The organism is Streptomyces purpureus, assembly GCF_014648195.1.
Classification (GTDB): Bacteria; Actinomycetota; Actinomycetes; order Streptomycetales; family Streptomycetaceae; genus Streptomyces; species Streptomyces purpureus.
On record NZ_BMQQ01000016.1, the window covers coordinates 35,377 to 59,314 of the forward strand.

The window sequence follows — 23,938 nt, forward strand, 5'->3', positions numbered from 1 at the left end:
GTAGGAACCCGTGCCTCACGTTGCGTCCTTGTGCGCCCGGGGCGCCTCCGGTGCGCCCTGCCGACTGCTGAACGCGCCGCACTAGCGTCGACCGGAGGAGGCGGCGATGGTACGGCGACGGGTCCCGCTGCTGGCGCTCGCGCTGGTGGTCGGAGGGCTGTGGTGGTGGGCGGTGTTGCGGCTCGCCTTCGTACCGGAGCGCTCTGGGCTCGTGGAGGGCGCAATCGCGGCCGGCGGCTGGGGGTTGAGTCTGCTCCCGGTCCATGTGGCCGCCGCGCCCGGACGGCGCCGGTCCGCCTGGACCCGGCGCCGGTCCATGCGCCGCTCTACCAGGGCATGGTCACGCCGCCGTTCGGACGCAGGATCTGACCTGTCGTGAACGATGAGGCGTCCGACGCCAGATGAAGGACCGCGTGCGCGACGTCCTCGGGCTCGCCGACCCGTCCCAGCGGTGAGACGCGGACCATCGTCTCCTCGATCCGCTGCTGGAGCTCGGCGCTGTGGCGGTCCGTCATCGGCGTGCGGATCCAGCCGGGGGCGACCGCGTTGACGCGGATGCCGTACGGGCCCAGTTCGGTGGCGAGGGTCTTGGTGAGCTGGACGACGGCGGCCTTCGCCGCGCTGTAACAGAGCAGACCGGCGTTGGCCGCGTCCACCGCGCCGGAGGCCATGGTGACCAGGGAGCCGCGGATCTGAGCGTCGATCATGGCGCGTGCGGCGGCCTGGCAGGCGTGGAGCACGCCCTTGAAGTTGACGGCGAAGACGCGGTCGAGGTCCTCGTCCCGGGTCTCCAGGACCGTACTGCTGTGCATCACACCGGCGACCGCGGCCATGACGTGGAGCGGGCCCGCGGCTGCCACGGCCGAGGTGAGGGCGGCGCGGTCGGTGACGTCCAGGAGATGGAGCCGGGCCGTACCGCCCTGCTCGGCGATCAGTTCCCCGGTGCCGGCCAGGCCTTCCTCGTCGCGGTCGGCGCAGTGGACGTGTGCTCCCGCGCGGGCGAGCAGGACGGCAGACGCGCGGCCGATGCCGCTCGCGGCGCCGGTGACGAACGCGGTGCGGCCGGTGAGGTCGTACGCCGACAGGGGCATGGCGGGACCGTACGACCGTAGCTGACGGTACGTCAATTGGTGGGACGGTGCTGGGTGGTGCCGTCGGCCGGGGCGGGCGAGGGGCCCGACTGGCAGCCGGGACACCAGTAGGACACCCGGTCGTCGCTCTGCTCCGCCTTGCGGATCGCCGCGCCGCAGCGCAGACACGGGCGGCCTTCGCGGCCGTAGACATGGAGGCGCTGGGCGGGATGCCGGACGGTCGTCGTACGGCGCTCCTTGCCTTCCTTGTTGGCCTCCAGGAGGCGGTGCGCGGTCGCGACGAGGCGTTCGGGCACGCCCGCGGGGAGTTCGCCGAACGGGAGCCAGGGCGTGACCCCGGCCAGGAACGCCAGCTCCGACTTGTACACGTTGCCGATCCCCGCCAGATTGCGCTGGTCGAGGAGGGCCTCGCCGAGCGGGCGGGACGGGTCGGCGGTGAGCCTGCGGACGGCCTCCTGCGGGTCCCAGTCGGGGCCGAGCAGATCGGGGCCGAGATGGCCCACGGTCGTGGACTCGTCGGCGGTCCGCAGGAGTTCGAGGACCGGCAGGCGGTAGCCGACGGCGGTGTGGGCGGCGTTGGCGAGGATCGCCCGGATCTGGTGGGCGGGGCCGCCGCACCAGCGCTCGTCCGGCGCGTAGACGAGCCAGGCGCCGTCCATCCGCAGATGGGAGTGGAGGGTCAGACCGCCCTCGATACGGGTGAGGAGATGCTTGCCGCGCGGAGTCACGTCGAGGACCGCCCGGCCGGTGAGGTCGGCGGTGGCGAACCGCGGCACGCGCAGGTCGGAGCGGGTGAGGACCTCCCCGGCGAGGGCGGCGTGCAGACGGCGGGCGGTCCTCCAGACGGTGTCTCCCTCGGGCATGTCTCCATCATGCCCGCGCCGTCCTCGATGCCCCCTGTCGGCGGCGTTTCAGGCGCGCAGCCGCAGGCCCCTGGGGGTGGCGTGGAATCCGGCCGTCTCCAGGGAGCGGGCGAGCGGGGACGTCAGGGCGGTCTCGCCGTTGATCCGCTCCACCGTGACCGTGCCGAGCGAGCCCGCCAGGGCGGCCGCGGCCAGCGCTTCGGCGGCCGCGTGGAGAGCCGGGTCGTCCGGGTCGAGCGGCCAGGAGAGCAGCGTCTTGCCGCCGCGTTCCATGTAGAGCGTCAGCTCGCCGTCGACGAGGACGACCAGGGCTCCCGCCTTCCGGCCCGGCTTGTGCCCTGCCGTGGTCGGGGACTCCGGCCAGGGCAGCGCCGCGCCGTAGGCGTTGGCGGGGTCCGCGGCCGCCAGGACCACCGCGCGCGGAGCCGTCGTCCCCTCTCCGCGCTCGCGGGCCGTGGCCGCGGCCCGCAGCCGGTCGACCGCGCCGTCCATCGCGAACTGGGCGGCGCCCAGCCCTTCCACGACATAGCCGCGACGGGCCTGGCCGCTGTCCTCGAAGGCGGACAGGATCCGGTACGTCGCCGAGAAGCCGCCCTCGACGCCTTCGGCGGCGACCGCCCCCCGGGTCACCACACCGTGCCGGTCGAGGAGCGTGCGGGCCAGCGCGTGGGCGCGGTGGGTGGGCTCCGGCTCGGCGGGGGGCAGGAGTGACCAGCGGCCGCTCACGGTCGGCGGGCCGCTGCGGGAGGCCGTGCGGGCGGCCGCCGTCAGCGTGCCGTACCGGCCGCGTGGCACCGTGCGGCGCGCGCGGTGCGCGGTCGAGCCCGCCGTACGCCCCGAGCCGAGGAGGGAGCGCAGCGGGGCCAGGGAGTCGTTGGTGAGCCGCCCGGACCAGGCCAGGTCCCAGAGGGCGTCGGCGAGCTGTGGGTCCGTGGCGTCGGGGTGGGTGGTGGCGCGGACCTGGTCGGCGATCTGGCGGAAGAACAGTCCGTAGCCGCCGGACAGGGAGGTCAGGACCGATTCGTGCAGCGCCGTGAGCTCCAGGGGATGGGGCTGCGGCAGCAGCAGCGGCGCGGCGTCGGCCACATACAGCGACACCCAGCCGTCCTTGCCGGGCAGGGCGCCGGCGCCCGCCCACAGCACCTCGCCCGCGGTGGTCAGCTCGTCGAGCAGCGCGGGGGAGTAGTCCCTCACCCGGGACGGCAGGATCAGCTTCTCCAGCGCGGAGGCGGGCACCGGCGCGCCCTGGAGCTGCTCCACGGCCCGGGCAAGGCCGTCGATGCCCCGCAGACTGCTGCTGCCCAGGTGCTGCCACTGGGGCAGGAACGAGGCGAGCGCGGCCGGGGCGACCGGTTCGAGCTCATGGCGCAGCGCCGCGAGGGAACGGCGGCGCAGCCGCCGCAGGACCGCCGCGTCGCACCACTCCTGTCCCATCCCGGAGGGATGGAACTCGCCCTGGACCACCCGGCCGGCGGCCGCGAGGCGCTGCAGCGCGCCGTCGGTGACGGCCGTGCCGAGGCCGAACCGGGCGGCCGCCTGCGAGGAGGTGAACGGGCCGTGCGTACGGGCGTACCGGGCGAGGAGGTCGCCGAGGGGGTCCTTCACCGGCTCCGTGAAGGCCTCCGGGACCCCGACCGGCAGGGCGGTGCCCAGGGCGTCCCGCAGCCGTCCGGCGTCCTCGACGGCGGCCCAGTGGTGGGCCCCGGCGATGCGGACCCGGATGGCGCGCCGGGCCGTGCCCAAGGCCTCCGCCCAGCCCGCCTCCGCGCCCCGCTCGGCCAGCTCGGCGTCGGTGAGCGGACCGAGGACGCGCAGGAGATCGGCGACACCTTCGGTGTCCTTGACCCGGCGGTCTTCGGTGAGCCACTGGAGTTCGCTCTCCAGCTCGGTCAGGACGTCGGCGTCCAGCAGCTCACGCAGCTCCGCCTGGCCCAGCAGCTCGGCCAGGAGCCGGGAGTCCAGAGAAAGGGCGGCGGCGCGCCGCTCGGCGAGCGGTGAGTCGCCCTCGTACAGGAACTGGGCGACGTAGCCGAAGAGCAGCGAGCGGGCGAACGGCGAGGGCTCCGGGGTGGTCACCTCCACCAGACGGACCCGACGGGACTCGATGTCGCCCATCAGCTCGGTCAGGCCGGGGACGTCGAAGACGTCCTGGAGACACTCGCGGACCGCTTCCAGGACGATCGGGAAGGAGCCGAACTCGCTGGCCACCTGAAGCAGTTGCGCCGCGCGCTGGCGCTGCTGCCACAGCGGTGTCCGCTTGCCGGGGTTGCGGCGCGGCAGCAGCAGGGCGCGGGCCGCGCACTCGCGGAACCGGGCCGCGAACAGCGCCGAGCCGCCCACCTGGTCGGTGACGATCTGGCTCACGTCGCCCTTGTCGAAGGCGACGTCCGCCGCCCCGATGGGGGCCTGATCGCTGTCGTACTCCAAGCCGGGCGCGGCCGGATCCTGGTCGAGCAGGTCCAGGCCCATCAGGTCCGCGTCGGGCAGCCGCAGCACGATGCCGTCGTCCGCGTGCATCACCTGGGCGTCCATGCCGTACCGCTCGGCGAGCCGGGCACCGAGCGCCAGCGCCCACGGCGCGTGTACCTGCGCGCCGAACGGGGAGTGGACCACGACCCGCCAGTCGCCCAGCTCGTCGCGGAAGCGCTCCACGAGGATCGTGCGGTCGTCGGGGATGTGGCCGCAGGCGCGGCGCTGCTCGTCCAGATAGGCCAGGACGTTCCCGGCCGCCCAGTCGTCGAGTCCGGCCGCGAGGAGCCGGGGCCGGGCGTCCTCCGGGGCCATCGAGCCGACCTCCCGCAGGAACGCGCCCACGGCGCGCCCCAGTTCGAGCGGCCGGCCCAGCTGGTCGCCCTTCCAGAACGGGAGCCGGCCTGGCACCCCGGGGGCGGGGGAGACGAGGACCCGGTCGCGGGTGATGTCCTCGATCCGCCAGGAGGTCGTCCCGAGCGTGAAGACGTCCCCGACCCGGGACTCGTACACCATCTCCTCGTCGAGCTCACCGACCCGGCCGCCGCCCTTCTTCGGGTCGGCGCCGGCCAGGAACACCCCGAAGAGCCCCCGGTCGGGGATGGTCCCGCCGGAGGTGACGGCGAGGCGCTGCGCGCCCGGGCGGCCGGTGACCGTCCCGGCGACCCGGTCCCACACCACACGCGGCCGCAGCTCGGCGAAGGCGTCCGACGGATACCGCCCCGCCAGCATGTCCAGGACGGCCGTGAACGCCGACTCGGGCAGCGAGGCGAACGGCGCCGCCCGGCGCACCAGGGCCAGCAGGTCGTCGACCTGCCAGGTGTCCAGCGCCACCATCGCCACCAGCTGCTGGGCCAGCACGTCCAGCGGGTTGGCGGGGACCCGCAGGGACTCGATCGAGCCGCTGCGCATCCGCTCGGTGACCACGGCCGCCTGCACCAGATCACCGCGGTACTTGGGGAAGACGACACCGGTGGACACGGCGCCCACCTGATGGCCCGCGCGCCCCACCCGCTGGAGCCCGGAGGCGACCGACGGCGGCGACTCGACCTGGACCACCAGATCCACCGCGCCCATGTCGATGCCCAGCTCCAGGCTGGAGGTGGCCACGACGGCCGGCAGCCGGCCCGCCTTCAGGTCCTCCTCGACCAGCGCCCGTTGCTCCTTGGAGACCGAGCCGTGGTGCGCCCTGGCCAGCAGGGCCGGGGCGCCCTTCCCCGTACCCGACTGGGCCATGATCTCGGCCGGCGGAGCGCCCTCCGGCATGGCCTCGCCCACGGCCCGCTCGTAGGCGATCTCGTTGAGCCTGTTGCACAGCCGCTCCGCCAGGCGACGGGAGTTGGCGAACACGATCGTCGAGCGGTGTGCCTGGACGAGATCGGCGATCCGCTCCTCGACATGAGGCCAGATCGACGGCTTCTCCCCGGGATCGGCGTCGGTGGCGGGTGAGCCCCCCAGCTCGCCCAGGTCCTCCACCGGAACCACCACCGACAGGTCGAACTCCTTGCCGGAGGCGGGCTGGACGATCTCCACCTTCCGCTGCGGGGAGAGATAGCGGGCCACCTCGTCCACCGGCCGTACGGTCGCCGACAGGCCGATCCGGCGGGCCGGTCGGGGCAGCAGCTCGTCGAGACGCTCCAGGGACACCGCCAGATGCGCGCCCCGCTTCGTCCCCGCCACGGCGTGCACCTCGTCCAGGATCACCGTCTCGATCCCCGACAGCGCGTCCCGGGTCGCGGAGGTGAGCATCAGGAACAGCGACTCGGGGGTGGTGATCAGGATGTCCGGCGGCCTGGTGGCCAGCGCTCGGCGCTCGGCCGCGGGGGTGTCGCCGGACCGGATCCCCACCCGCACCTCGGGCTCGGGCAGCCCGAGCCGCATCGCCTCCTGGCGGATGCCCGTGAGCGGGCTGCGGAGGTTGCGCTCCACGTCGACCGCGAGGGCCTTCAGCGGTGACACGTACAGCACCCGGCAGCGCTTCCTCGCCTCCGCGGGCGGCGGGACGGACGCGAGCCGGTCCAGGGCGGCGAGGAACGCGGCCAGCGTCTTGCCGGAGCCGGTCGGGGCGACGACCAGGACGTCCGAGCCCTCCCCGATGGCCCGCCACGCGCCCTCCTGAGCGGCGGTCGGCGCGCTGAAGGCACCCGTGAACCAGCCACGGGTCGCGGGGGAGAACGAGTCGAGTGCGGTAGCGGCCATGGCACCCATCGTGCACCCGACCACTGACAACGCGTGTCCGGCACGTGGACGCCCAGGTGAGGGCCGGGGTGGCGGGCGCAGAATGGAAGCATGGCGACCGCGGAGAGGGCTCGGTACTGGCAGTACGCCGAGCTGCCCGGCGTCGATCTGCTGCACGCCCACTACGTCCGCAAGGCCTTCGCCCGCCACACCCACGAGACCTTCGTCTTCGCCGCGATCACCGAGGGCGTCGAGGCCTTCCACTACCGCGACGCGCTCGTGCACGCGGCCCCTGGGCAGATCGCCCTCGTCAATCCCGACACCCCGCACACCGGCCACGCGGGGGTCCCCGAGGGCTGGACCTACCGCACGATCTACCCGGCGGTCGACCTGATCCAGTCGATCGCCGCCGACACCATCGCCGTACGCGGCGCGGTCGGCTTCACCGATCCGGTCGTGGACGATCCGCGGGCCGCGCAGCTCGTCATCGGCGTGCACCGGGCCGCCGAGGAGGGCAACGCGCTCGCCGCGGACAGTCTGCTGCGGCTGGTGACGGCACGGATGCTGCGCAGCCACGGCGGCAGGCTCCAGCCGCTCATGCCCCGCTCGGCCGGGGCCCGCAACGCGCTTCGCGCGCGTGCCCTGCTGGAGGAGCGGATGGCCGACCCGCCGACCCTGGAACGCCTCGCCGCCGAGCTCGGCACCAGCCCCTTCGCGCTGCTGCGGGCCTTCCGGGACGTGTACGGCATGCCCCCGCACACCTGGCTGACCGACGCGCGCGTGCGCCGGGCCCGCCACCTGCTGGACTCGGGCACGGCGCCGGCGGACGTCGCCGCCGCGGTCGGCTTCTCCGACCAGCCGCATCTGAACCGTCACTTCACCCGCATCGTCGGCGTCCCGCCCGGCGCCTACCAGCGGGAACGCGCCGCCTGAGCGGCGCCGTCGTGATCACACGCCCCGGCCGGCCGGCTTCCGGGCCGGGCGCAAGAACGTACAAGACCGGCTGCGGCGACCCGCCGTAGCGTCCCTGACGTGTCAGAACAGACAGCAACAGCAGACATACGTACCGAGCCGGCGGGCAAACCCGACCGTGCCGTCGTGCGGGACGCACTCGGCGTCGGCATCGCCGTCGGGCTTTCCGGCTTCGCCTTCGGCGTCACCTCGGCGGGGGCCGGGCTCAGCATCCTCCAGACCTGCGCGCTCAGCCTGCTCGTCTTCACCGGCGCCTCGCAGTTCGCGCTCGTCGGCGCGCTCGCGGCGGGCGGAAACCCCTTCACAGCCGCCGCCGGGGCCTTCTTCCTCGGCACCCGCAACGCCTTCTACGGGCTTCGGCTCTCACAGCTCCTCGCCGTACCGCGCGTGATGCGGCCGCTCGCCGCGCACTTCGTCATCGACGAGACCACGGCCGTCTCGCTGGCCCAGCCGACGCGGCGGGCCGCCCGGATCGGCTTCACCGTCACCGGCCTCACGCTGTACGTCCTGTGGAACCTGACCACCCTGCTCGGTGCGCTGGGCGCCGAGGCGATCGGCGACACCGCCGCCTGGGGGCTGGACGCGGCGGGCCCCGCCGTCTTCCTCGCCCTGCTCGCGCCCATGCTGCGCACGACCACGGAACGGATCGTCGCCGCACTCGCCGTCGTCCTGGGGCTCGGATTCCTGCCCGTGCTGCCGGCCGGGGTGCCGGTGCTGATGGCGGCGCTCGCCGCGCCGGCCGTGCTCTGGCTCCAGGGCCGCCGGACCGCCGGCGCCGAGGACAAGACCGCCATGACCGGGGATGAGAGGACGGGCCGGTGAACATCTGGATCGCGATTGCCCTGACCGCCGTCGGCTGCTACGTCGTCAAGCTTGTCGGGCTGCTCGTACCGGCCGGGGCGCTGGAGCGCCCCCTCGTCCAGCGGCTGGCCGCGCTGCTGCCCGCCGCCCTGCTCGCCGCACTCACCGCCCAGCAGACCTTCAGCATGAACGGCGCCCTCGTCCTGGACGCCCGCGCCGCCGGGCTCGGCGCCGCGGCCCTCGCGCTCGTGCTGAGGGCGCCGTTCCTGGTCGTCGTCGGCGCCGCCGTGGTCGTCACCGCGGGGATACGGGCCATCGGCGGCTGACCCGGCCCCGGGCGAGGCGGCGGCCGACGGGCCTCACCGGCTCAGCCGATCGCGCGGCCGTGCGCCCGGAGCGTCCGCAGCGCCTCGATCGTGACGACCGGGCGCGACTCCAGGGCGGTCCCCGGCGCCCACTCCCGCCAGTTGACGGGCCACCCGCCGTCCTCGCGCTGCTCGGCCGCGAGGTGGTCGAGCGAGCGGGTCAGCTCCTCGTCCGTGAACCAGCGGCGGGCGAGGGAGTCCGGCACGCGTGCGTAGTCGTGCGGATAGTGACGCTCGCCCGGGGCGTAGCCGGGGGCCACCGGATAGTCGCCGGGCCGCTCAGGGTCGAGGACCGCCAGCCGCTGCTCGCGCACCAGCCGTCCGAGCCGGTCCGCCGCCGCCTCGGCCCGCGCCCGGTCCGGGACGCCGTCCAGGAAGGCGACGGCGGCCTGGATCTCGTACGGATGGGACTTGTCGATCGCGTCGATCGCGGCCCAGCAGAAGTCCGTGGCCCGAAAGAGCCAGGCGTGCCACACCTGGTTGCGGTGCAGGAGCCCGACCACCGGGCCGGTCGCCAGGAGATCACCCTTCGGGTGATCCGTGACCGTGAGGAACGGCGCATGCGGATAGCCGCGCAGCGACGGGTGGAGTGCGGGCAGCGCGCCCTCGTGCGTGGACACGTCCGTGAGGTAGCGGCAGATCCGCTCCACCCGCAGCCCGCCGCACCGGCCGATGGAGTCCAGCACGCGCAGGGCGTGCGCGGTGTGCAGGGGCTGGCTGACCGGGCCGCGCAGGTCGGGTTCGAGGGCGTGGCCGTAGCCGCCGTCCTCGTTGAGGTAGGCGGAGAGCGCGGCCTCGACGGGGTCGGCGCCGCCGCGCAGGAAGTGGTAAGCGAACCGCCGCTGTTCGAGCACGCGGGCCGTCAGCCAGATGAAGTGTTCGGCTCGTGCGAGGGGAGTTCCAGCCATGTACCGACCGTAGGGGGCCTCGGCCGCCGGAGAAGCCCTACGGGCCGGGCTGCACTCTCAGGGGCGGGATACTGAAGTCATGCGGTTGACGATTTTCTGGGAACGGATGGCGGACCACTTCGGTGAGGGGTACGCCGAGTCCTTCGCGCGTGACCACGTCATGTCCGAGCTCGGTGGCCGGACGGTACGTGAAGCGCTGGACTCCGGCTGGGAGGCCAAGGACGTGTGGCGGGCGGTCTGCGCGGCCGTGGACATCCCCGCCGACAAACACTGACGCCGGTGGACCCGGTGGACCCGGTGGACCCGGTGGACCCGGCGGACTCGGCAGACGCCGGGATCCGCTGACTGACGCCGACGCCGACGCCGACGCCGACGCCGATGCCGACGCCGGTCCGCGGCCCGCCCCTGGCCCGTCGGCTGACCGCGCACGGTCTGGTCGCCGGCCGTGACCTGCGGGGGCCCCGGCCGGTTGTCGGTGCCGTGCGCGAGACTGGCTCGGTGGCCCCGACTGACGAGACCGAGAAGCGCACCGAGACGACCCCCACCGATCCCGCCGTGGTGACGGCGCCCCAGGCGGACGGCCCCGAGCCCGTCACCGGCGGCCTGGACGCCGGACCCCGCCGGCCGGATGGCGCCCCCGCGGCCCCCGCCGCCCCGTCCGCGCGGATGCCCAGATGGCTGCCCCGCGCGCTGGTTCTCGCCCTCGCCCTCTACGCCTGCTTCCAGCTTGGCAGCTGGGCCTTCCACCAGCTCATCGGCCTGCTGATCAACATCCTGATCGCCTTCTTCCTGGCGCTCGCGATAGAGCCGGCCGTGGGCCGCATGGCGGCCCGTGGGATGCGCCGCGGCCTGGCCACGTTCCTGGTCTTCTTCACGATCATGGTGGTGGCGGTCGGCTTCGTCGTCCTGCTCGGCTCGATGCTGGCCGGACAGATCGTGGGGATGGTCGAGGAGTTCCCCAAGTACCTCGACTCGCTGATCAGCTGGAGCAACCACACCTTCAACACCGAGTTGTCCCGGGTCGAGGTCCAGGACAGCCTGTTGCGCTCGGACTGGCTGCGCAAGTACGTCCAGAACAGCGCCACCGGTGTCCTCGACGTCTCCGCCACCGTCCTTGGCGGGCTGTTCAAGCTGCTGACGATCTTCCTGTTCTCGTTCTACTTCGCCGCGGACGGGCCCCGGCTGCGGCGGGCGCTGTGCTCCGTACTGCCGCCTGCCCGCCAGGCCGAGGTGCTGCGGGCGTGGGAGATCGCCGTCGACAAGACGGGCGGCTACCTCTACTCACGCGGGCTGATGGCGCTGATCTCCGGGGTGGCGCACTACATCCTCCTGCAGATCCTCGACGTGCCGTACGCCCCCGCGCTCGCCGTCTGGGTCGGGCTCGTCTCCCAGTTCCTGCCCACCATCGGCACGTACCTTGCGGGCGCGCTGCCCATGCTGATCGCCTTCACCGAGGACCCCTGGTACGCGGTGTACGTGCTCGCCTTCGTCGTGATCTACCAGCAGTTCGAGAACTATGTCCTCCAGCCGAAGCTGACCTCGAAGACCGTCGACATCCACCCCGCTGTGGCGTTCGGCTCGGTCATCGCCGGAACGGCCCTGCTCGGGGCGGTCGGCGCGCTGATCGCGATCCCCGCCGTCGCCACGCTCCAGGCCTTCCTGGGGGCCTACGTGAAGCGGTACGCGGTGACGGACGACCCACGGGTTCACGGCCACCGGCGGTACGGCGAGATGGTCCTGGCGCGGGTCCAGCGCGCCCTGAACGCCAAGAAGGACCAGGCGCCGCCCGCGCACGACGCCTGACCCTCTCGAAGCCGCGCCGTCGTACCTGTGACATGGAGAGATCCTGTGTGCAGGCCAGGAGCCGGCATCTCCAGGCGTCACGCAGGCAGTTTCAGCTCACGAGAGGATTGCCCTGGAGGTTTGCTTCCCCGCACGGCCAGGGGGCCCAGTGGTGTACGGAAGACCAGGATCTCGTTGTCCAGGGAGACGACGACTCTGCCTTCGCTCAGCAGTAGCGCACGACCGATGACCGCTCGGCTCTCATCCATGGCGAACAGTTCGTGTCCGGCGAGGTCCGTGTCCACGGCGAGTAGCTTGCCGTCTCGCCAGAAGACCGCGGTACCCTCGCGGTCCATCGCGGGGTGGGACGTGTAGTAGCCCGTCAGCGCCGGCCCGTCCACGAGGTTGTTGTCCGGTGCGAGCCGCCGGAAACGTGACCTCGAAGGCAGGTGGTTTTCGAGCTCGGGGCCGCTGACGCCGCCATCCCTGTCGACGAGCATGGCCATGTGGCTGGCCCAGCGCCCGGTTTCGGCGCCGTCCCGGCCGAAGCGGCCGGTCGTGAACGCGCCGTAGCCCTGCGATCCGATCAGGAACTGGCCAGGGCCAGCTATCGCCTTTCGGCCCGTGGGAGCGGGAGCGGTGGCCGATACGGTCTCGCCGTTGTCCTGGTCAAGGAAGAACGTCCTCCCGATGCCGCCCCGAGTATCGGTGAAGCTGGCTGCGATCCGGTCGGCCGACACGAGCAGTGGCTCCCAGTGGTCTACGCCGATCTCCTCCGGGACCCATGGCCTACGCGGCCCGATCTCCCATCCGGTCCGGTCTCCCATCTCCACCACACCCGGGAACGACACCGCACCGAGCGTGATCGGTACGGTCCAGAGGCACTCGCCCTCTCGCGTGCACCGGGCCACGCGCGGCTCCGGTACAGACATGGGCCCGCTTCGGTCTCCGCGTACCAGGCGGGAGCTGCTGACCCAGGAAATGACGAACCCGTCATCGAGGAGGACGAACGCGCCGATCTCCTCATCGGGGCGGCACTCCGGGCGGGCGGTGGTCCAGTGGATCCGTCCGGCAGAACGCCTTCAAGGAGTCGACCGTCGCGGTCCGGGCAGGCGATCCACAGCGTGCCGTCCGTAGACAGCCGGGATTGTGGCCTGCCCGTCCCGGGGTAGGTCCGCTGCCACGCCACCTTGCCTGAAAGGTCGACCCTCGTGATGACGGTCGTCAGCGGATTCGTACCGTAGCCGGTCACAGTCAATGGCCCGGAGGGATCGGACGTGCCCACGGCCCGGACCTGGCCCGGCATGGTGAAACGCGATGGGAGGGTCATGCGTCCGCATCGTGCCGCATCGTGTGGTGTCCGCTCGGACGTCGTTGGAGAACCACTGGGCGGATACCCGCTGCCCGAGGCTCGTCACCTGGTGATCGCCCTCGGCCAGTCGGCGGTGTGCGTGCGTCATGGCCCGGGTGGACCGCAGGTGCTCCGGTGATCTCATCGAGGGGCTGACCGAAGGCGGAGGCCCGGCCAGAGCCGGCACGGTGGTGGCAGCGGGCGGGGCCGATGTCGCTAAGCCACAGCGCCGTCGCGGTCTGCGGGGCGGCGCGCTTGACACCGAAATCGAACATCTATTCTTATGGGGTTCCAGGCCCGGTGTGTTTCCCGGGGGTGGCCTGGCGTGGGGCAAGCTGTCGGTAGGGAGTTGTCGACGGAGTTGTCCACAGGTCGGAGGGACGCCGGGGCCCATTGTCAGTGGCAGGGGTTAGCGTCTTTCACGTGAAGCGATCGACTCAAGCAAATCGGGTGGAACCCATGGCAGGAACCGACCGCGAGAAGGCGCTCGACGCCGCGCTCGCACAGATTGAACGGCAATTCGGCAAGGGCGCAGTCATGCGCATGGGCGAGCGGTCCAAGGAACCCATCGAGGTCATCTCGACCGGCTCGACCGCGCTCGACGTCGCGCTCGGCGTCGGTGGCCTGCCGCGCGGTCGTGTGGTGGAGATCTACGGCCCGGAGTCCTCCGGTAAGACGACCCTGACCCTGCACGCCGTCGCCAACGCGCAGAAGGCCGGTGGCCAGGTCGCGTTCGTGGACGCCGAGCACGCCCTCGACCCCGAGTACGCCAAGAAGCTCGGCGTGGACATCGACAATCTCATCCTGTCCCAGCCGGACAACGGCGAGCAGGCGCTGGAGATCGTCGACATGCTGGTCCGCTCCGGCGCGCTCGACCTCATCGTCATCGACTCCGTCGCCGCGCTCGTCCCGCGCGCCGAGATCGAGGGCGAGATGGGCGACTCGCACGTGGGTCTCCAGGCCCGCCTGATGAGCCAGGCCCTGCGGAAGATCACCAGCGCGCTGAACCAGTCGAAGACCACGGCGATCTTCATCAACCAGCTGCGCGAGAAGATCGGTGTGATGTTCGGCTCGCCGGAGACGACGACCGGTGGCCGCGCGCTGAAGTTCTACGCCTCCGTGCGCCTCGACATCCGCCGGATCGAGACCCTCAAGGACGGCACCGAGGCGGTCGGCAACCGCACCCGCGTCAAGGTCGTCAAGAACAAGGTCGCGCCGCCCTTCAAGCAGGCCGAGTTCGACATCCTCTACGGCCAGGGCATCAGCCGTGAGGGCGGCCTGATCGACATGGGCGTGGAGCACGGCTTCGTCCGCAAGGCCGGCGCCTGGTACACGTACGAGGGCGACCAGCTGGGTCAGGGCAAGGAGAACGCCCGTAACTTCCTGAAGGACAACCCCGATCTCGCCAACGAGATCGAGAAGAAGATCAAGGAGAAGCTGGGCGTCGGAGTCCGGCCGGAGGCCCCCGCGGCCGAGCCGGGCGCGGACGCGGCGACGGAAGCCGGCGCCACCGACGAGGCGGGGAAGTCCGTCCCGGCCCCGGCGGCCAAGGCCACCAAGGCGACCAAGGCCACCACGGCCAAGGGCTAGCCCGTGACCGGCCGCACCGAATGGCCGGGCGACAGCGCCGACTCGTCGAGGGCCGAGAAGGAGCTGTCGCCCCAGGATCCCGCTGAGCGGGCGCGGGCGATCTGCCTGCGCCTGCTCACCGGGACCCCGAGGACCCGCAAGCAGCTCGCGGACGCGCTGCGCAAGCGGGAGATCCCGGACGAGGTCGCCGAGGAGATCCTCTCCCGCTTCGAGGACGTCGGTCTGATCGACGACGCGGCCTTCGCGGGGGCCTGGGTGGAGTCCCGCCACCACGGCCGGGGCCTCGCCCGGCGCGCGCTCGCGCGGGAGCTGCGTACCAAGGGCGTGGACCCCGCCCTCATCCAGGAGGCCGTGGACCGGCTCGACTCCGAACAGGAGGAGGAGCGGGCCCGCGACCTGGTCGCCCGGAAGCTCCGGGCGACCCGCGGGCTCGAACGGGACCGCAGACTCCGCAGACTCGCCGGCATGCTCGCCCGCAAGGGATACCCGGAGGGCATGGCCCTGCGGGTGGTCCGCCAGGCACTGGAGGAAGAGGGCGAGGACACCGAGGGCCTGGACGAGCCCTTCTGACCCCCGGGGAGGGCCTGGGCGAGCGCCCTCCCACCCCGGCGTCCGGGCGCCCTGGCCCGAAGGGGCACAGCCGCCTCAGGCCCCCGGTCCCCGCACCGGCCGCCCCGCCTCCGGGCGCCCCAGCCGGCGTGGCACTGCTGCCTCAGGCCCCCGATTCCCGCACCGGCAGCCCTACCTCCGGGCGCCCTGGCCCGAGGGTCACGGCCGCCTCAGGCCCCCGATTCCCGCACCGGCAGCCCCGCCTCCTTCCAGGCCTGGAAGCCGCCGATCAGGTCGGTCGCCCGACGCAGCCCCAACTGCCGCAGGGAGGCCGCCGCGAACGAGGACGCGTACCCCTCGTTGCACAGCACCACCACCCGCAGATCGTGGCTGGTCGCCTGCGGCAGCCGGTGGCTGCCCCGCGGGTCGAGACGCCACTCCAACTCGTTGCGCTCGACGAGGACCGCGCCCGGGATGACCCCGTCGCGTTCCCGCTGCGCCTGGTAGCGGGTGTCCACGAGCAGGACGTCCCCGGCCTCGAACGCCGCGAAGGCGTCCCGCGCCGAGATCCGGTCGAGACCGCGGCGCGTGGCCTCAAGGAGTTCGTCGACCGAGGTGCGCGTCGCCGGCGTCGCGTGGAAGGAGCTCAACTCCAGTCCTCCGGCCCCTCGACCTGCTGAAGATTGAGCACCGCGCCCGACCGGCTGTAGCGCCGGATCAACGGCAGCGGGGGGTGGTACACGTGCACCGACACGGCGTGCTCCTCGGTCGACTCGTTCAGCACCTCGTGCACATGGTGCTGCCCGAAGGCGCGGCCCTCGCCGGCTGTCAACGCCCGTTCCCGGTCGACGCCTTCATGAAGTTCAAGGGTCTTCCAGCCGTCGGCGGGCAGCCGCACGGCCAGGGAGTTCTCCTTCAGCGTGCCACGGGCGGTGGCGAAGGCGCCGAGCGACTCGGCATGGTCGTGCCAGCCGGTTCCGGTGCCGGGAGGCCAGCCGATGAGCCAGGCCTCGCTGCCGCCGGGGCCGTCGAGCCGTAGCCACGTACGGCCCTCGGGGTCGAGGGGGAGTGAGGCGATCAGCGCGGTGTCGGCGGCGGTACGGCGGACGAAGTCGAGGAGTTCCGCGGCGGTCGGCGCCAGCGGGCGTACGACAGATGGGGAAAGAGACTGGGACATGGGAAACCGTCCTGGAGTTCGCTCGGACGCGCGCGGCGCGCCAAGGCGCGGCAGCGCGTACGGAGAAAGAAAAGGGAGGCGAATTCAGCAGGACGGTCGACACACGCAGCCCGCATAGCGGACCAGGTCCATATGGACCCTCCGCCACAGGCGCACATCGGTGTCGGTCATGGTCGCGAGTAGACCACGACCATCAGCGACGGTCAATTGACGTCCGCCGTACGGTCGCTGTCGGTGGACACCTGCACACCGCCGCGCACCGCGTCGGCGGCTTCGTGCAGTTCGGCGGGGCGCACCCCCTCGAATGCCGCAGCCAGATGGCCGTCCGGCCGTACCAGCAGCACCGTGTGCGCGGGCGCGCCCGGGTACGCCTCGGTCACCAGCAGCTCCGCCTTCGCCGGCAGCGCGGAGACCGCCGAGGCCAGCCGCGGCATCAGCCCGGCGCTCATCCAGTGCCGCCGCTCCCACACCCCGGTCCCCGGCGCGACCAGGACGACCAGCAGCCGCCCCCGCCCCAGCCGGTCCCGGAGCCGTACGGTCGTGCCGTCCGGTGCCGTGACCAGGACGTCGTCCACCGGCGCGCCCGTCGGCGTACCCACCGGGGTCTGCCCGTCGGCGTACGGAGGCGCCAGGGGGGAGTGCGGGTACGCGGGGGGCGCGCCGAGTGGGCCGCGACCCAGATGGCCGTCGGTCAGCAGGGCGTCATGGCCCCGGGCGCTGCCCGGCAGATACGTCCGCAGGCCGCCACCGCCGCGCAGGACCGGCAGTGACTGGTCGGCGGCGCGCAGCCGGGAGGCGACGGCGGTGCGCCGTTCGGTCTGGTAGCTGTCCAGGAGGGTGTCCGAGGGGCCGTGGTGCCAGATGTGGGCCAGCTTCCAGGCCAGGTTGTCGATGTCCCGCAGCCCTTCGTCCAGGCCCTGCGTGCCGACCGCGCCGAGCAGGTGGGCCGCGTCGCCGGCGAGGAGGACCCGCCCGTCGCGCCAGCGCCGGGCGAGCCGGTGGTGCAGTGTGTGGACCCCGGTGTCGATCAGCTCGTACGGAGGTGTCTCACCGCACCAGCCGGCCAGGGTGTCGCGGATCCGGGAGACCAGCGCGTCGGGGGTGACCAGTTCGCCGCGCGCCGGCAGCAGCCAGTCGATCCGCCAGGCGCCGTCCGGCAGCGGGCGGGCGGTGATCTCCTCACCCGCGCCGCGCCACGGCGGCTGACGGTGCAGCACGGCCTCGTCGGGCCAGGGGAGTTCGGTGCGCAGCGCCGCGACGGCGTGGCGTTCCACGGCGGTCCGGCCCGGGAAGCGGATGCCGAGCAGCTTACGGACGGTGGAGCGGGCGCCGTCGCAGCCGACCAGATGGCTGCCGCGCCACCAGTTCGCGCCCGGCCCGCGGGTGTGGGCGGTGACGCCCCTGTCGTCCTGCTCGATCGAGTCGAGGCGGCTGTCCGGCACGATCTGGATCAGGTCCTCGGTGGCGATGGCGTCCCGCAGGCCGCGGGAGAGCGCATGCTGCGGAATGTGCAGCGGCGCCGCAGGCGCGAGCGTGTCGTGGTCCCCATCCGTCACACGGAGCTCGATGTGGCGCATCAGTTGCTTGCGGCGCACCGATCGCCAGCCGACCCACCGGAGTCCCTCGTCACGCAGGGTGGTACAGCCCAGCCGCTCCACCAGGGACGCCATGTCGGCGCGCAGGACAACCGTACGGGCAGGGCGGGTCTCCTCCTTGCCCGCGCCCTCGTCCAGTACGACGGAGGGAACGTTCTGGGCAGCCAGAGCGAGGGAGAGCGCGAGGCCGACGGGCCCCGCGCCGACGACGATCACCGGGTCCACGGAGTGGCTCCTGAAGCACATTGGGTCATGCGGGAAGCACGGAACAGTGTGGCGGGAGCCCGGTGCGTGGTCACAGAACGTATGCAACCCACTGCGGGTGCGTGCGTCAAGCGACGGGGGCAGCGGCGCGACTGCCACTGCCCCCGGATGATGTCACATACCGTCAGTTGCCTGTGGAACCGCCTCGGTCGCTGCCGGGGCCGCCGAGGATGGTCGTGCCGACCGCCTGTGAGGCGTCACCGGCCAGGACGACGGCCTCGGCCTCCGCGGGGGAGATCCCGGTCTTCGCCCGGCGCCCCCGCTTCTCGATCCAGTTCGCCAGCCCCGACAGCACCAGGCACATCGCGATGTAGATCGTGCCGATGACCACGATGGTCGAGACGTACGGGTACTGGCCGTTGACCTGCGTGTTGGAGGCGATGAGCCGGGCCGTCTGGAGCAGCTCGGGGTACAGGATGATGAAGCCGAGCGAGGTGTCCTTGAGGGTCACCACCAGCTGGCTGATGATCGTCGGCAGCATGGCCCGGACGGCCTGCGGCATCAGGACGTTCGTCATCACCTGCGTCTTGCTCATGCCGAGCGCGTACGCGGCCTCCCGCTGCCCCTTGGGCACCGCGTTGATGCCGGCCCGCAGCACCTCGGCCTGCACACAGCCGTTGTAGATCGACAGGCCGATCGCCAGCGCCCACATCGAGTAGTCCGTCAGGAAGCCGACCCAGACGGCGTAGATCGTGATGAGGAGCGGGATGGAGCGGAACAGCTCGATGAAGCCGGTGGCGAACCACCGGACCGGCTTGTGGTCGGAGAGCCGGCCGACGGCCAGCAGCACACCGAGCACGAGCGAGCCGACGGCCGCGATGCCGAACGCCTTCAGGGTCGCGAGGATCGCGTCGGCGATGTTCTGCCGGATGCCCGCGTAGTTGAAGATGTCCCACATCTCGTACGCGAGGTGGCCCTTCTCCTCCAGCCGCATGACGCTGATGGCGATCAGCGCGACGATGGCGAGGGTGCCGACCACGGCGAGCACGCGGTTGCGGGCGCGGGCCTTGGGCCCGGGGGCGTCGTAGAGAACGCTGGCGCTCATCGGGCGACCTCCATGCGGCGCTCCAGCAGGCGGAAGATGCCGCTGATGGTGAAGGTGATGACCAGGTAGGCGGCGGCCACCCATACGAAGATCCAGGCGATCGCGTAGCCCTGCTCGCTCATCAGCGTCTGCCAGCCGAAGAGTTCGGTGACGCTGAACGCGCCCGCGATGGCCGAGTTCTTGGTGAGCGCGATGAGGATCGAACTCAGCGGCGGCAGCACGGTCCGGGTGGCCTGCGGCAGCACGATCATGCGCAGGGTCTGCGAGAACGTCATACCTATGGAGCGGGCGGCCTCGGCCTGGCCGAGCGGCACCGTGTTGATGCCGGATCGGACCGCCTCGCAGATGAAGGCGGAGGTGTAGAAGCCGAGCGCGAGCGAACCGAGCACGAAGGCGCTCATGCCGGGGAAGAGGATCTCCGGGACGATGAACATCGCCACGAGGAAGAGCAGCGTCAGCGGCGTGTTGCGCAGAAGCGTCACCCACGCGGCGCCGAAGAAGCGCAGCGGCGGGATGGGCGAGACCCGGAAGCCGGCGACGACGATGCCGAGGACCAGCGCGATCACCGTGCTGACGACGGTGATCGACACGGTTCCTATGAACCCGTCGCGGAACTCCGGGAAATGGTCGAGCAGTACGTTCATGAGGACTCCGCGTCGGCGGTCAGCGGCCTACGGGCAAAGGCGTACGGGCAGGGGGAGGGGCGCCCCGTACGGTCGTACGGGGCGCTCCGTATGGCGGTGATCAGTAGCGGACGATCGCCGGCGGCTCGACGAAGCCGGAGCCGGACAGGCCCAGGGTCGCCTCGTAGATCTTCTTGTACGTGCCGTCCTTGATGTGCGTCTCCAGCGACTTGTTGATCGCCTCGCGCAGCGCCTTGTCGTCCTTGTTCATGCCGACGCCGTAGGGCTCCTCGGTGAACGTCTCGCCGACGACCTTGAGCTTGCCGGAGTTGGCGGCGGCGTAGCCCTTGAGGATCGAGTCGTCGGTGGTGACGGCGTCGACCTGCTTGGTCAGCAGCTGCTGGACGCAGTCCGAGTACTTGGCGAGCTCGGTGGTCTGCGCGCCGTACTCCGGCTTCTTGATCTCCTGCAGCGGGGTGGAGCCGGTGATCGAGCAGACCTTCTTGCCCTTGACGGACTTCGGGCCCGTGATCGAGTTGTCGTCCTTGCGGACCAGGAGGTCGGCGCCGGCCTTGTAGTACGGGCCCGCGAAGCCGACCTGCGCCTTGCGCTTGTCGTTGATCGTGTACGTACCGACGTAGTAGTCGACCTGGCCCGTGGAGATCGCGGTCTCGCGGAGCTTGGAGTCGACCGTCTTCCACTCGATCTGGTCCTCGGTGAAGCCCAGGTCGGCGGCGATCATCTTGGCGATCTCGATGTCGAAGCCGGAGCGCTTCTTCGTGGCCTGATCCTCGAAGCCGAGGTAGGGCTGGTCGGCCTTGGAACCGATGATCAGCTTGCCGCGCTCCTTGGCCTTCTTGAAGGTGGCCGAGGCGTCCAGCTTCACCTCCGTGGCGACGACGTACTTCGGCAGCTGCGGCGCGTTGGAGGAGCCCGGCTTGATGCCGGTCGGCTTGTCGCCGGCGGAGCCCTCCTTGCCACCACAGGCGGTCGCGGACAGCGCGAGCACGGCAATGGCCACAGCGGCCGTCTTGCGGAGCTTCATGGTGAACATCCCTTTACTCGTGGGTCGTTGGTCGCGTAGATCGTCGGTCGTCAGCCGCCGGACGCAGGGATCAGTGGTGCAGGATCTTCGACAGGAAGTCCTTGGCCCGGTCGCTGCGAGGACTGCTGAAGAACTGGTCGGGCGTGGCCTCTTCGACGATCTTTCCGTCGGCCATGAACACCACGCGATTGGCGGCGGAGCGGGCGAAGCCCATCTCGTGCGTGACGACGACCATCGTCATGCCGTCACGCGCCAGCTGCTGCATGACTTCCAGGACCTCGTTGATCATCTCCGGGTCGAGCGCCGACGTGGGCTCGTCGAAGAGCATGACCTTCGGGTCCATCGCCAGCGCCCGTGCGATGGCGACGCGCTGCTGCTGACCTCCGGAGAGCTGCGCCGGGTACTTGTCGGCCTGCGAGCCGACGCCCACGCGGTCGAGCAGGGTGCGGGCCTTCTCCTCCGCGGCCTTCTTGTCCGTCTTGCGGACCTTGACCTGGCCCAGCATGACGTTCTCGAGCACGGTCTTGTGCGCGAAGAGGTTGAACGACTGGAAGACCATGCCCACGTCGGCACGGAGCCGGGCGAGCTCCTTGCCCTCCTGGGGCAGCGGCTTCCCGTCGATCGTGATCGCTCCGGAATCGACCGTCTCCAGTCGGTTGATCGTGCGGCACAGCGTGGACTTGCCGGACCCGGAGGGCCCGATGACGACCACGACCTCGCCACGGGCGATCGTCAGGTCGATGTCCTGGAGCACATGCAGCGCGCCGAAGTGCTTGTTGACGTTGCTCAGCACGACCAGGTCGCCCGACGCCGCCCCGGCGTTCTCGCCCTTGGTCACTGACACTCCGCTCATCGGCTTCTTGCTCCGTCCTCCTCGGTTGGAGAGGACACTAAGCACGGGGTGCGACCATCGTCATCACATCTGAGCGGAACTTGAGCATAACGATCCGGCTGCAACCGGACACTCCGCGTGAAGGGGGCGCGGGGCGGAGTACCGGGTGCATAACAAGACCGCGCTCCGGCGGGCAGGCTCTTGACTAGCCCCTCGACCATCGGCGTTCATGCCCTGGTACGTACTGAGACACGAGATGATCACGCGGTGGTGCAGACGCCGACGCGGGGGACCGGAGGGGGGCCATGAGACTGCTGCTCGTCGAGGACGACGACCATGTGGCCGCCGCTCTGTCGGCGGTGCTCGCCAAGCACGGCTTCACCGTCACCCACGCCCGCAACGGTGAGGAGGCCCTCCAGGCGATCCTGCCGGCCGCACACGGCGACAAGCCGCCCTTCGGTGTGGTCCTGCTCGACCTGGGCCTGCCCGACCAGGACGGCTACCAGGTCTGCGGCCGGATCCGGAAGCTCACCACCACCCCGGTGATCATGGTGACCGCGCGTGCGGACGTACGCTCCCGCATCCACGGCCTCAACCTCGGCGCCGACGACTACGTCGTCAAGCCGTACGACACGGGCGAGCTCCTCGCCCGGATCCACGCCGTCAGCCGGCGCACCGCCGGCGGCGAGGAGTCCGGCGCGGCCGCCGACAGCGCCCTGACCCTCGGCTCCGTCGTCATCGAGCTGCCCACCCGCACGGTCAGCGTCGAGGGCGCGGCCGTCCAGCTCACCCGCAAGGAGTTCGATCTGCTGGCGCTGCTCGCGCAGCGGCCCGGCGTCGTCTTCCGGCGCGAGCAGATCATCAGCGAGGTCTGGCGCACCAGCTGGGAGGGGACCGGCCGCACCCTCGAGGTGCACGTCGCCTCGCTCCGCTCCAAGCTGCGGATGCCCGCCCTCATCGAGACCGTGCGGGGCGTCGGCTACCGCCTGGTCGCCCCGGCCGCCTGACCCCACGAGCCCACCGCGTGCGCACCCGTCTGCTTCCGCTCCTCATCGTCCTGATGGCCGGTGTGCTGCTCGCGCTCGGCTTCCCGCTCGCCGTCAGCCTGGCCGCGGCCGAACAGCAGCGGGTCGTCGTCGACCGGATCGACGACGCCGCCCGCTTCGCGGCGCTCGCCCAGTTCGTCACCGAGAACGAACCCGGCATCGACGAACGCCGCTCCGCCCTCGTGGGCGAACTCGCCAGCTACCACGACGTCTACGACATACGAGCCGGTGTCTTCTGCCGCGATCACCGTGCCATGGCCACCGGCCCGGCGGGCTGGACCATACCGCGGTCAGGGGAGGAGTACCGCGCGTTCCGGGAGGCCCTGGCCGGCCGGCGCAGCCACGACCCGCCCCAGGTCTGGCCCTGGCAGCCGCACGCCCGGCTCGCCGTCGCCTCCCCCGTCGTACGGGACGGGGACGTCGTCGCCGTCGTCGTCACCGACTCGCCCACCGGACAGCTGCGTTCGCGGATCCTGCACGGCTGGCTCCTGATCGTGGCGGGCGAGTCCGCGGCGATGCTGCTCGCCGTCGGCGCCGCCTTCCGGCTCACCGGCTGGGTGCTACGGCCCGTACGCGTCCTGGACGCGGTCACCCACGACATCGCCACCGGCCGGATGAACTCCAGGGTCGCCGCCGCCGGCGGGCCGCCCGAGCTGCGCCGGCTCGCCCGCTCGTTCAACGAGATGGCCGACAACGTCGAAGAGGTCCTGGAACAGCAGCGCGCCTTCGTCGCCGACGCCTCCCACCAGCTGCGCAACCCGCTCGCCGCGCTGCTGCTGCGGATCGAGCTCCTCGCCCTCGAACTCCCCGAGGGAAACGAGGAGATCGCCTCCGTCCGCACCGAGGGCAAACGGCTCGCACAGGTCCTCGACGACCTCCTCGGCCTCGCCCTCGCCGAACACGCCGCCGCCGACCTCCAGCTCACCGACGTCGGAGCGCTGGCCTGCGAACGCGTCGCCGCCTGGCGCCCGCTGGCCGAGGAGAAGGGCGTACGACTGACCGGCGAACTGGCCGCCGTGACCGCCTGGGCCGACCCGGTGGCGCTCTCCAGCGCCCTCGACGCGGTGATCGACAACGCCCTGAAGTTCACACCCGAAGGGGAGGAGGTCACCGTCACGGCCGCCTCCAACGGCGAGACCTGCACCGTCGTGGTGAGCGACCGCGGCCCCGGGCTGACGGAGGACGAGCTGACCCGGATCGGCGACCGCTTCTGGCGCAGCAACCGCCACCAGAACGTCAAGGGGTCGGGCCTGGGGCTGTCCATCTCACGCGCCCTGCTCGCCGCCGGGGGCGCCTCCATCGCCTACGCGCCGCACGAGCCGCACGGACTGCGGGTGACGGTGACCCTGCCTCGTACGGCCCCACACGGCATCTGACGCGGAGCGAAGCGGG

Annotated in this window: 23 protein-coding genes; 10 read left to right on the top strand and 13 right to left on the bottom strand. The window is 71.8% G+C overall.

Features of this window, described 5'->3' with window-relative positions; translation table 11 throughout:
• Window positions 1-106 precede the first annotated feature (106 nt).
• On the top strand, window positions 107-379 hold the full coding sequence (locus IEZ01_RS35100) for a hypothetical protein (RefSeq protein ID WP_078513425.1): 273 nt from the start codon (window positions 107-109) through the stop codon (window positions 377-379).
• Here IEZ01_RS35100 and IEZ01_RS20610 read toward each other — a convergent pair.
• Genes IEZ01_RS20610 through IEZ01_RS20620 form a run of 3 tightly spaced genes read right to left on the bottom strand, consistent with a single transcriptional unit; the run spans window position 327 to window position 6,622 of the window.
• Entirely contained in the window at window positions 327-1,091 is a 765-nt protein-coding gene (locus tag IEZ01_RS20610; RefSeq protein WP_019889913.1) for an SDR family NAD(P)-dependent oxidoreductase, read from the bottom strand. The genes IEZ01_RS35100 and IEZ01_RS20610 overlap by 53 nt on opposite strands.
• 32 nt (window positions 1,092-1,123) lie before the next feature.
• Window positions 1,124-1,954, bottom strand: coding sequence for an Fpg/Nei family DNA glycosylase (locus IEZ01_RS20615; RefSeq protein ID WP_189203099.1), 831 nt, complete (start codon window positions 1,952-1,954; stop codon window positions 1,124-1,126).
• A 48-nt stretch (window positions 1,955-2,002) separates the two neighbouring features.
• Window positions 2,003-6,622 carry an ATP-dependent helicase gene (locus IEZ01_RS20620; protein WP_019889916.1) on the bottom strand — a complete coding sequence of 1,540 codons (4,620 nt, stop codon included), beginning with the start codon at window positions 6,620-6,622 and terminating at the stop codon, window positions 2,003-2,005.
• A gap of 90 nt (window positions 6,623-6,712) precedes the next feature.
• Here IEZ01_RS20620 and IEZ01_RS20625 point away from each other — a divergent pair, with 90 nt between their 5' ends.
• The 3 genes from IEZ01_RS20625 to IEZ01_RS20635 all read left to right on the top strand — a co-directional run bounded on the left by IEZ01_RS20625 (window position 6,713) and on the right by IEZ01_RS20635 (window position 8,700).
• Window positions 6,713-7,534 (top strand): AraC family transcriptional regulator, encoded by an 822-nt coding sequence (locus IEZ01_RS20625; protein WP_019889917.1) that lies wholly within the window; start codon window positions 6,713-6,715, stop codon window positions 7,532-7,534.
• Window positions 7,535-7,633: 99 nt separating this feature from the next.
• On the top strand, window positions 7,634-8,395 hold the full coding sequence (locus IEZ01_RS20630; protein WP_028798057.1) for an AzlC family ABC transporter permease: 762 nt from the start codon (window positions 7,634-7,636) through the stop codon (window positions 8,393-8,395).
• A complete protein-coding gene (locus IEZ01_RS20635; protein WP_189203101.1) occupies window positions 8,392-8,700 on the top strand; it encodes an AzlD domain-containing protein in 309 nt (102 codons plus the stop codon). The genes IEZ01_RS20630 and IEZ01_RS20635 overlap by 4 nt, the downstream gene beginning before the upstream one ends.
• Window positions 8,701-8,741: 41 nt before the next feature.
• Here the strand turns inward: IEZ01_RS20635 and IEZ01_RS20640 are convergent, their stop codons facing one another.
• Window positions 8,742-9,647 carry a hypothetical protein gene (locus IEZ01_RS20640; RefSeq protein WP_028798058.1) on the bottom strand — a complete coding sequence of 302 codons (906 nt, stop codon included), beginning with the start codon at window positions 9,645-9,647 and terminating at the stop codon, window positions 8,742-8,744.
• Between the two features lie 79 nt (window positions 9,648-9,726).
• Between IEZ01_RS20640 and IEZ01_RS20645 the strand changes: the two genes are divergently transcribed.
• Together IEZ01_RS20645 and IEZ01_RS20650 are read left to right on the top strand one after the other, a co-directional pair.
• Window positions 9,727-9,921, top strand: coding sequence for a DUF3046 domain-containing protein (locus IEZ01_RS20645; protein ID WP_189203103.1), 195 nt, complete (start codon window positions 9,727-9,729; stop codon window positions 9,919-9,921).
• Between the two features lie 392 nt (window positions 9,922-10,313).
• A complete protein-coding gene (locus IEZ01_RS20650; RefSeq protein WP_040875691.1) occupies window positions 10,314-11,450 on the top strand; it encodes an AI-2E family transporter in 1,137 nt (378 codons plus the stop codon).
• Between the two features lie 77 nt (window positions 11,451-11,527).
• Here IEZ01_RS20650 and IEZ01_RS20655 read toward each other — a convergent pair whose 3' ends face one another.
• The gene (locus IEZ01_RS20655) at window positions 11,528-12,361 is read right to left on the bottom strand and encodes a hypothetical protein (protein ID WP_229833105.1); all 834 of its coding nucleotides are present in this window, start codon (window positions 12,359-12,361) and stop codon (window positions 11,528-11,530) included.
• Between the two features lie 878 nt (window positions 12,362-13,239).
• Between IEZ01_RS20655 and recA the strand changes: the two genes are divergently transcribed.
• Window positions 13,240-14,370, top strand: a complete 1,131-nt coding sequence (gene recA, locus IEZ01_RS20660; RefSeq protein ID WP_019889926.1) for a recombinase RecA — start codon at window positions 13,240-13,242, stop codon at window positions 14,368-14,370.
• A gap of 3 nt (window positions 14,371-14,373) precedes the next feature.
• Window positions 14,374-14,940: a recombination regulator RecX gene (recX, locus tag IEZ01_RS20665; RefSeq protein ID WP_019889927.1), complete on the top strand. Its 567-nt coding sequence runs from the start codon at window positions 14,374-14,376 to the stop codon at window positions 14,938-14,940.
• A gap of 209 nt (window positions 14,941-15,149) precedes the next feature.
• On the opposite strand, the gene IEZ01_RS20670 is transcribed toward recX, so the two are convergent.
• From IEZ01_RS20670 to IEZ01_RS20700, 8 genes are all read right to left on the bottom strand, one after another.
• Window positions 15,150-15,569 (bottom strand): rhodanese-like domain-containing protein, encoded by a 420-nt coding sequence (locus IEZ01_RS20670; protein ID WP_019889928.1) that lies wholly within the window; start codon window positions 15,567-15,569, stop codon window positions 15,150-15,152.
• Window positions 15,566-16,096: a cupin domain-containing protein gene (locus tag IEZ01_RS20675; protein ID WP_189203105.1), complete on the bottom strand. Its 531-nt coding sequence runs from the start codon at window positions 16,094-16,096 to the stop codon at window positions 15,566-15,568. Before IEZ01_RS20675 ends, IEZ01_RS20670 begins: the two co-directional genes overlap by 4 nt.
• 84 nt (window positions 16,097-16,180) lie before the next feature.
• Window positions 16,181-16,267: a putative leader peptide gene (locus IEZ01_RS36070; protein ID WP_311605579.1), complete on the bottom strand. Its 87-nt coding sequence runs from the start codon at window positions 16,265-16,267 to the stop codon at window positions 16,181-16,183.
• A 32-nt stretch (window positions 16,268-16,299) separates the two neighbouring features.
• Complete coding sequence (locus tag IEZ01_RS20680) at window positions 16,300-17,916, bottom strand: FAD-dependent monooxygenase (RefSeq protein ID WP_189203108.1); 1,617 nt, start codon at window positions 17,914-17,916, stop codon at window positions 16,300-16,302.
• 163 nt (window positions 17,917-18,079) lie between these two features.
• Entirely contained in the window at window positions 18,080-19,000 is a 921-nt protein-coding gene (locus IEZ01_RS20685; protein WP_019889931.1) for an amino acid ABC transporter permease, read from the bottom strand.
• Complete coding sequence (locus IEZ01_RS20690; RefSeq protein WP_019889932.1) at window positions 18,997-19,644, bottom strand: amino acid ABC transporter permease; 648 nt, start codon at window positions 19,642-19,644, stop codon at window positions 18,997-18,999. The genes IEZ01_RS20685 and IEZ01_RS20690 overlap by 4 nt, the downstream gene beginning before the upstream one ends.
• Before the next feature lie 100 nt (window positions 19,645-19,744).
• The gene (locus tag IEZ01_RS20695) at window positions 19,745-20,668 is read right to left on the bottom strand and encodes a glutamate ABC transporter substrate-binding protein (RefSeq protein ID WP_028798061.1); all 924 of its coding nucleotides are present in this window, start codon (window positions 20,666-20,668) and stop codon (window positions 19,745-19,747) included.
• A 70-nt stretch (window positions 20,669-20,738) separates the two neighbouring features.
• The gene (locus tag IEZ01_RS20700; RefSeq protein WP_028798062.1) at window positions 20,739-21,521 is read right to left on the bottom strand and encodes an amino acid ABC transporter ATP-binding protein; all 783 of its coding nucleotides are present in this window, start codon (window positions 21,519-21,521) and stop codon (window positions 20,739-20,741) included.
• A 284-nt stretch (window positions 21,522-21,805) separates the two neighbouring features.
• Between IEZ01_RS20700 and IEZ01_RS20705 the strand changes: the two genes are divergently transcribed.
• Window positions 21,806-22,507, top strand: a complete 702-nt coding sequence (locus IEZ01_RS20705) for a response regulator transcription factor (protein WP_019889935.1) — start codon at window positions 21,806-21,808, stop codon at window positions 22,505-22,507.
• Window positions 22,508-22,524: 17 nt separating this feature from the next.
• Window positions 22,525-23,922 (top strand): sensor histidine kinase, encoded by a 1,398-nt coding sequence (locus IEZ01_RS20710; protein ID WP_019889938.1) that lies wholly within the window; start codon window positions 22,525-22,527, stop codon window positions 23,920-23,922.
• Window positions 23,923-23,938 lie beyond the last annotated feature (16 nt).

What these genes read in the sequence shown, in the direction of transcription:
- IEZ01_RS20690 (WP_019889932.1), bottom strand. Translation starts at nt 19,644, where the DNA reads ATGAACGTACTGCTCGACCATTTCCCGGAGTTCCGCGACGGGTTCATA.
- IEZ01_RS20700 (WP_028798062.1), bottom strand. Translation starts at nt 21,521, where the DNA reads ATGAGCGGAGTGTCAGTGACCAAGGGCGAGAACGCCGGGGCGGCGTCG.
- IEZ01_RS20645 (WP_189203103.1), top strand. Translation starts at nt 9,727, where the DNA reads ATGCGGTTGACGATTTTCTGGGAACGGATGGCGGACCACTTCGGTGAG.
- IEZ01_RS35100 (WP_078513425.1), top strand. Translation starts at nt 107, where the DNA reads ATGGTACGGCGACGGGTCCCGCTGCTGGCGCTCGCGCTGGTGGTCGGA.
- IEZ01_RS20655 (WP_229833105.1), bottom strand. Translation starts at nt 12,361, where the DNA reads ATGTCTGTACCGGAGCCGCGCGTGGCCCGGTGCACGCGAGAGGGCGAG.
- IEZ01_RS20705 (WP_019889935.1), top strand. Translation starts at nt 21,806, where the DNA reads ATGAGACTGCTGCTCGTCGAGGACGACGACCATGTGGCCGCCGCTCTG.
- IEZ01_RS20615 (WP_189203099.1), bottom strand. Translation starts at nt 1,954, where the DNA reads ATGCCCGAGGGAGACACCGTCTGGAGGACCGCCCGCCGTCTGCACGCC.
- IEZ01_RS20625 (WP_019889917.1), top strand. Translation starts at nt 6,713, where the DNA reads ATGGCGACCGCGGAGAGGGCTCGGTACTGGCAGTACGCCGAGCTGCCC.
- IEZ01_RS20610 (WP_019889913.1), bottom strand. Translation starts at nt 1,091, where the DNA reads ATGCCCCTGTCGGCGTACGACCTCACCGGCCGCACCGCGTTCGTCACC.
- recA (WP_019889926.1), top strand. Translation starts at nt 13,240, where the DNA reads ATGGCAGGAACCGACCGCGAGAAGGCGCTCGACGCCGCGCTCGCACAG.
- IEZ01_RS20650 (WP_040875691.1), top strand. Translation starts at nt 10,314, where the DNA reads ATGCCCAGATGGCTGCCCCGCGCGCTGGTTCTCGCCCTCGCCCTCTAC.
- IEZ01_RS20695 (WP_028798061.1), bottom strand. Translation starts at nt 20,668, where the DNA reads ATGAAGCTCCGCAAGACGGCCGCTGTGGCCATTGCCGTGCTCGCGCTG.
- IEZ01_RS20620 (WP_019889916.1), bottom strand. Translation starts at nt 6,622, where the DNA reads ATGGCCGCTACCGCACTCGACTCGTTCTCCCCCGCGACCCGTGGCTGG.
- IEZ01_RS20685 (WP_019889931.1), bottom strand. Translation starts at nt 19,000, where the DNA reads ATGAGCGCCAGCGTTCTCTACGACGCCCCCGGGCCCAAGGCCCGCGCC.
- IEZ01_RS36070 (WP_311605579.1), bottom strand. Translation starts at nt 16,267, where the DNA reads ATGACCGACACCGATGTGCGCCTGTGGCGGAGGGTCCATATGGACCTG.
- IEZ01_RS20675 (WP_189203105.1), bottom strand. Translation starts at nt 16,096, where the DNA reads ATGTCCCAGTCTCTTTCCCCATCTGTCGTACGCCCGCTGGCGCCGACC.
- IEZ01_RS20640 (WP_028798058.1), bottom strand. Translation starts at nt 9,647, where the DNA reads ATGGCTGGAACTCCCCTCGCACGAGCCGAACACTTCATCTGGCTGACG.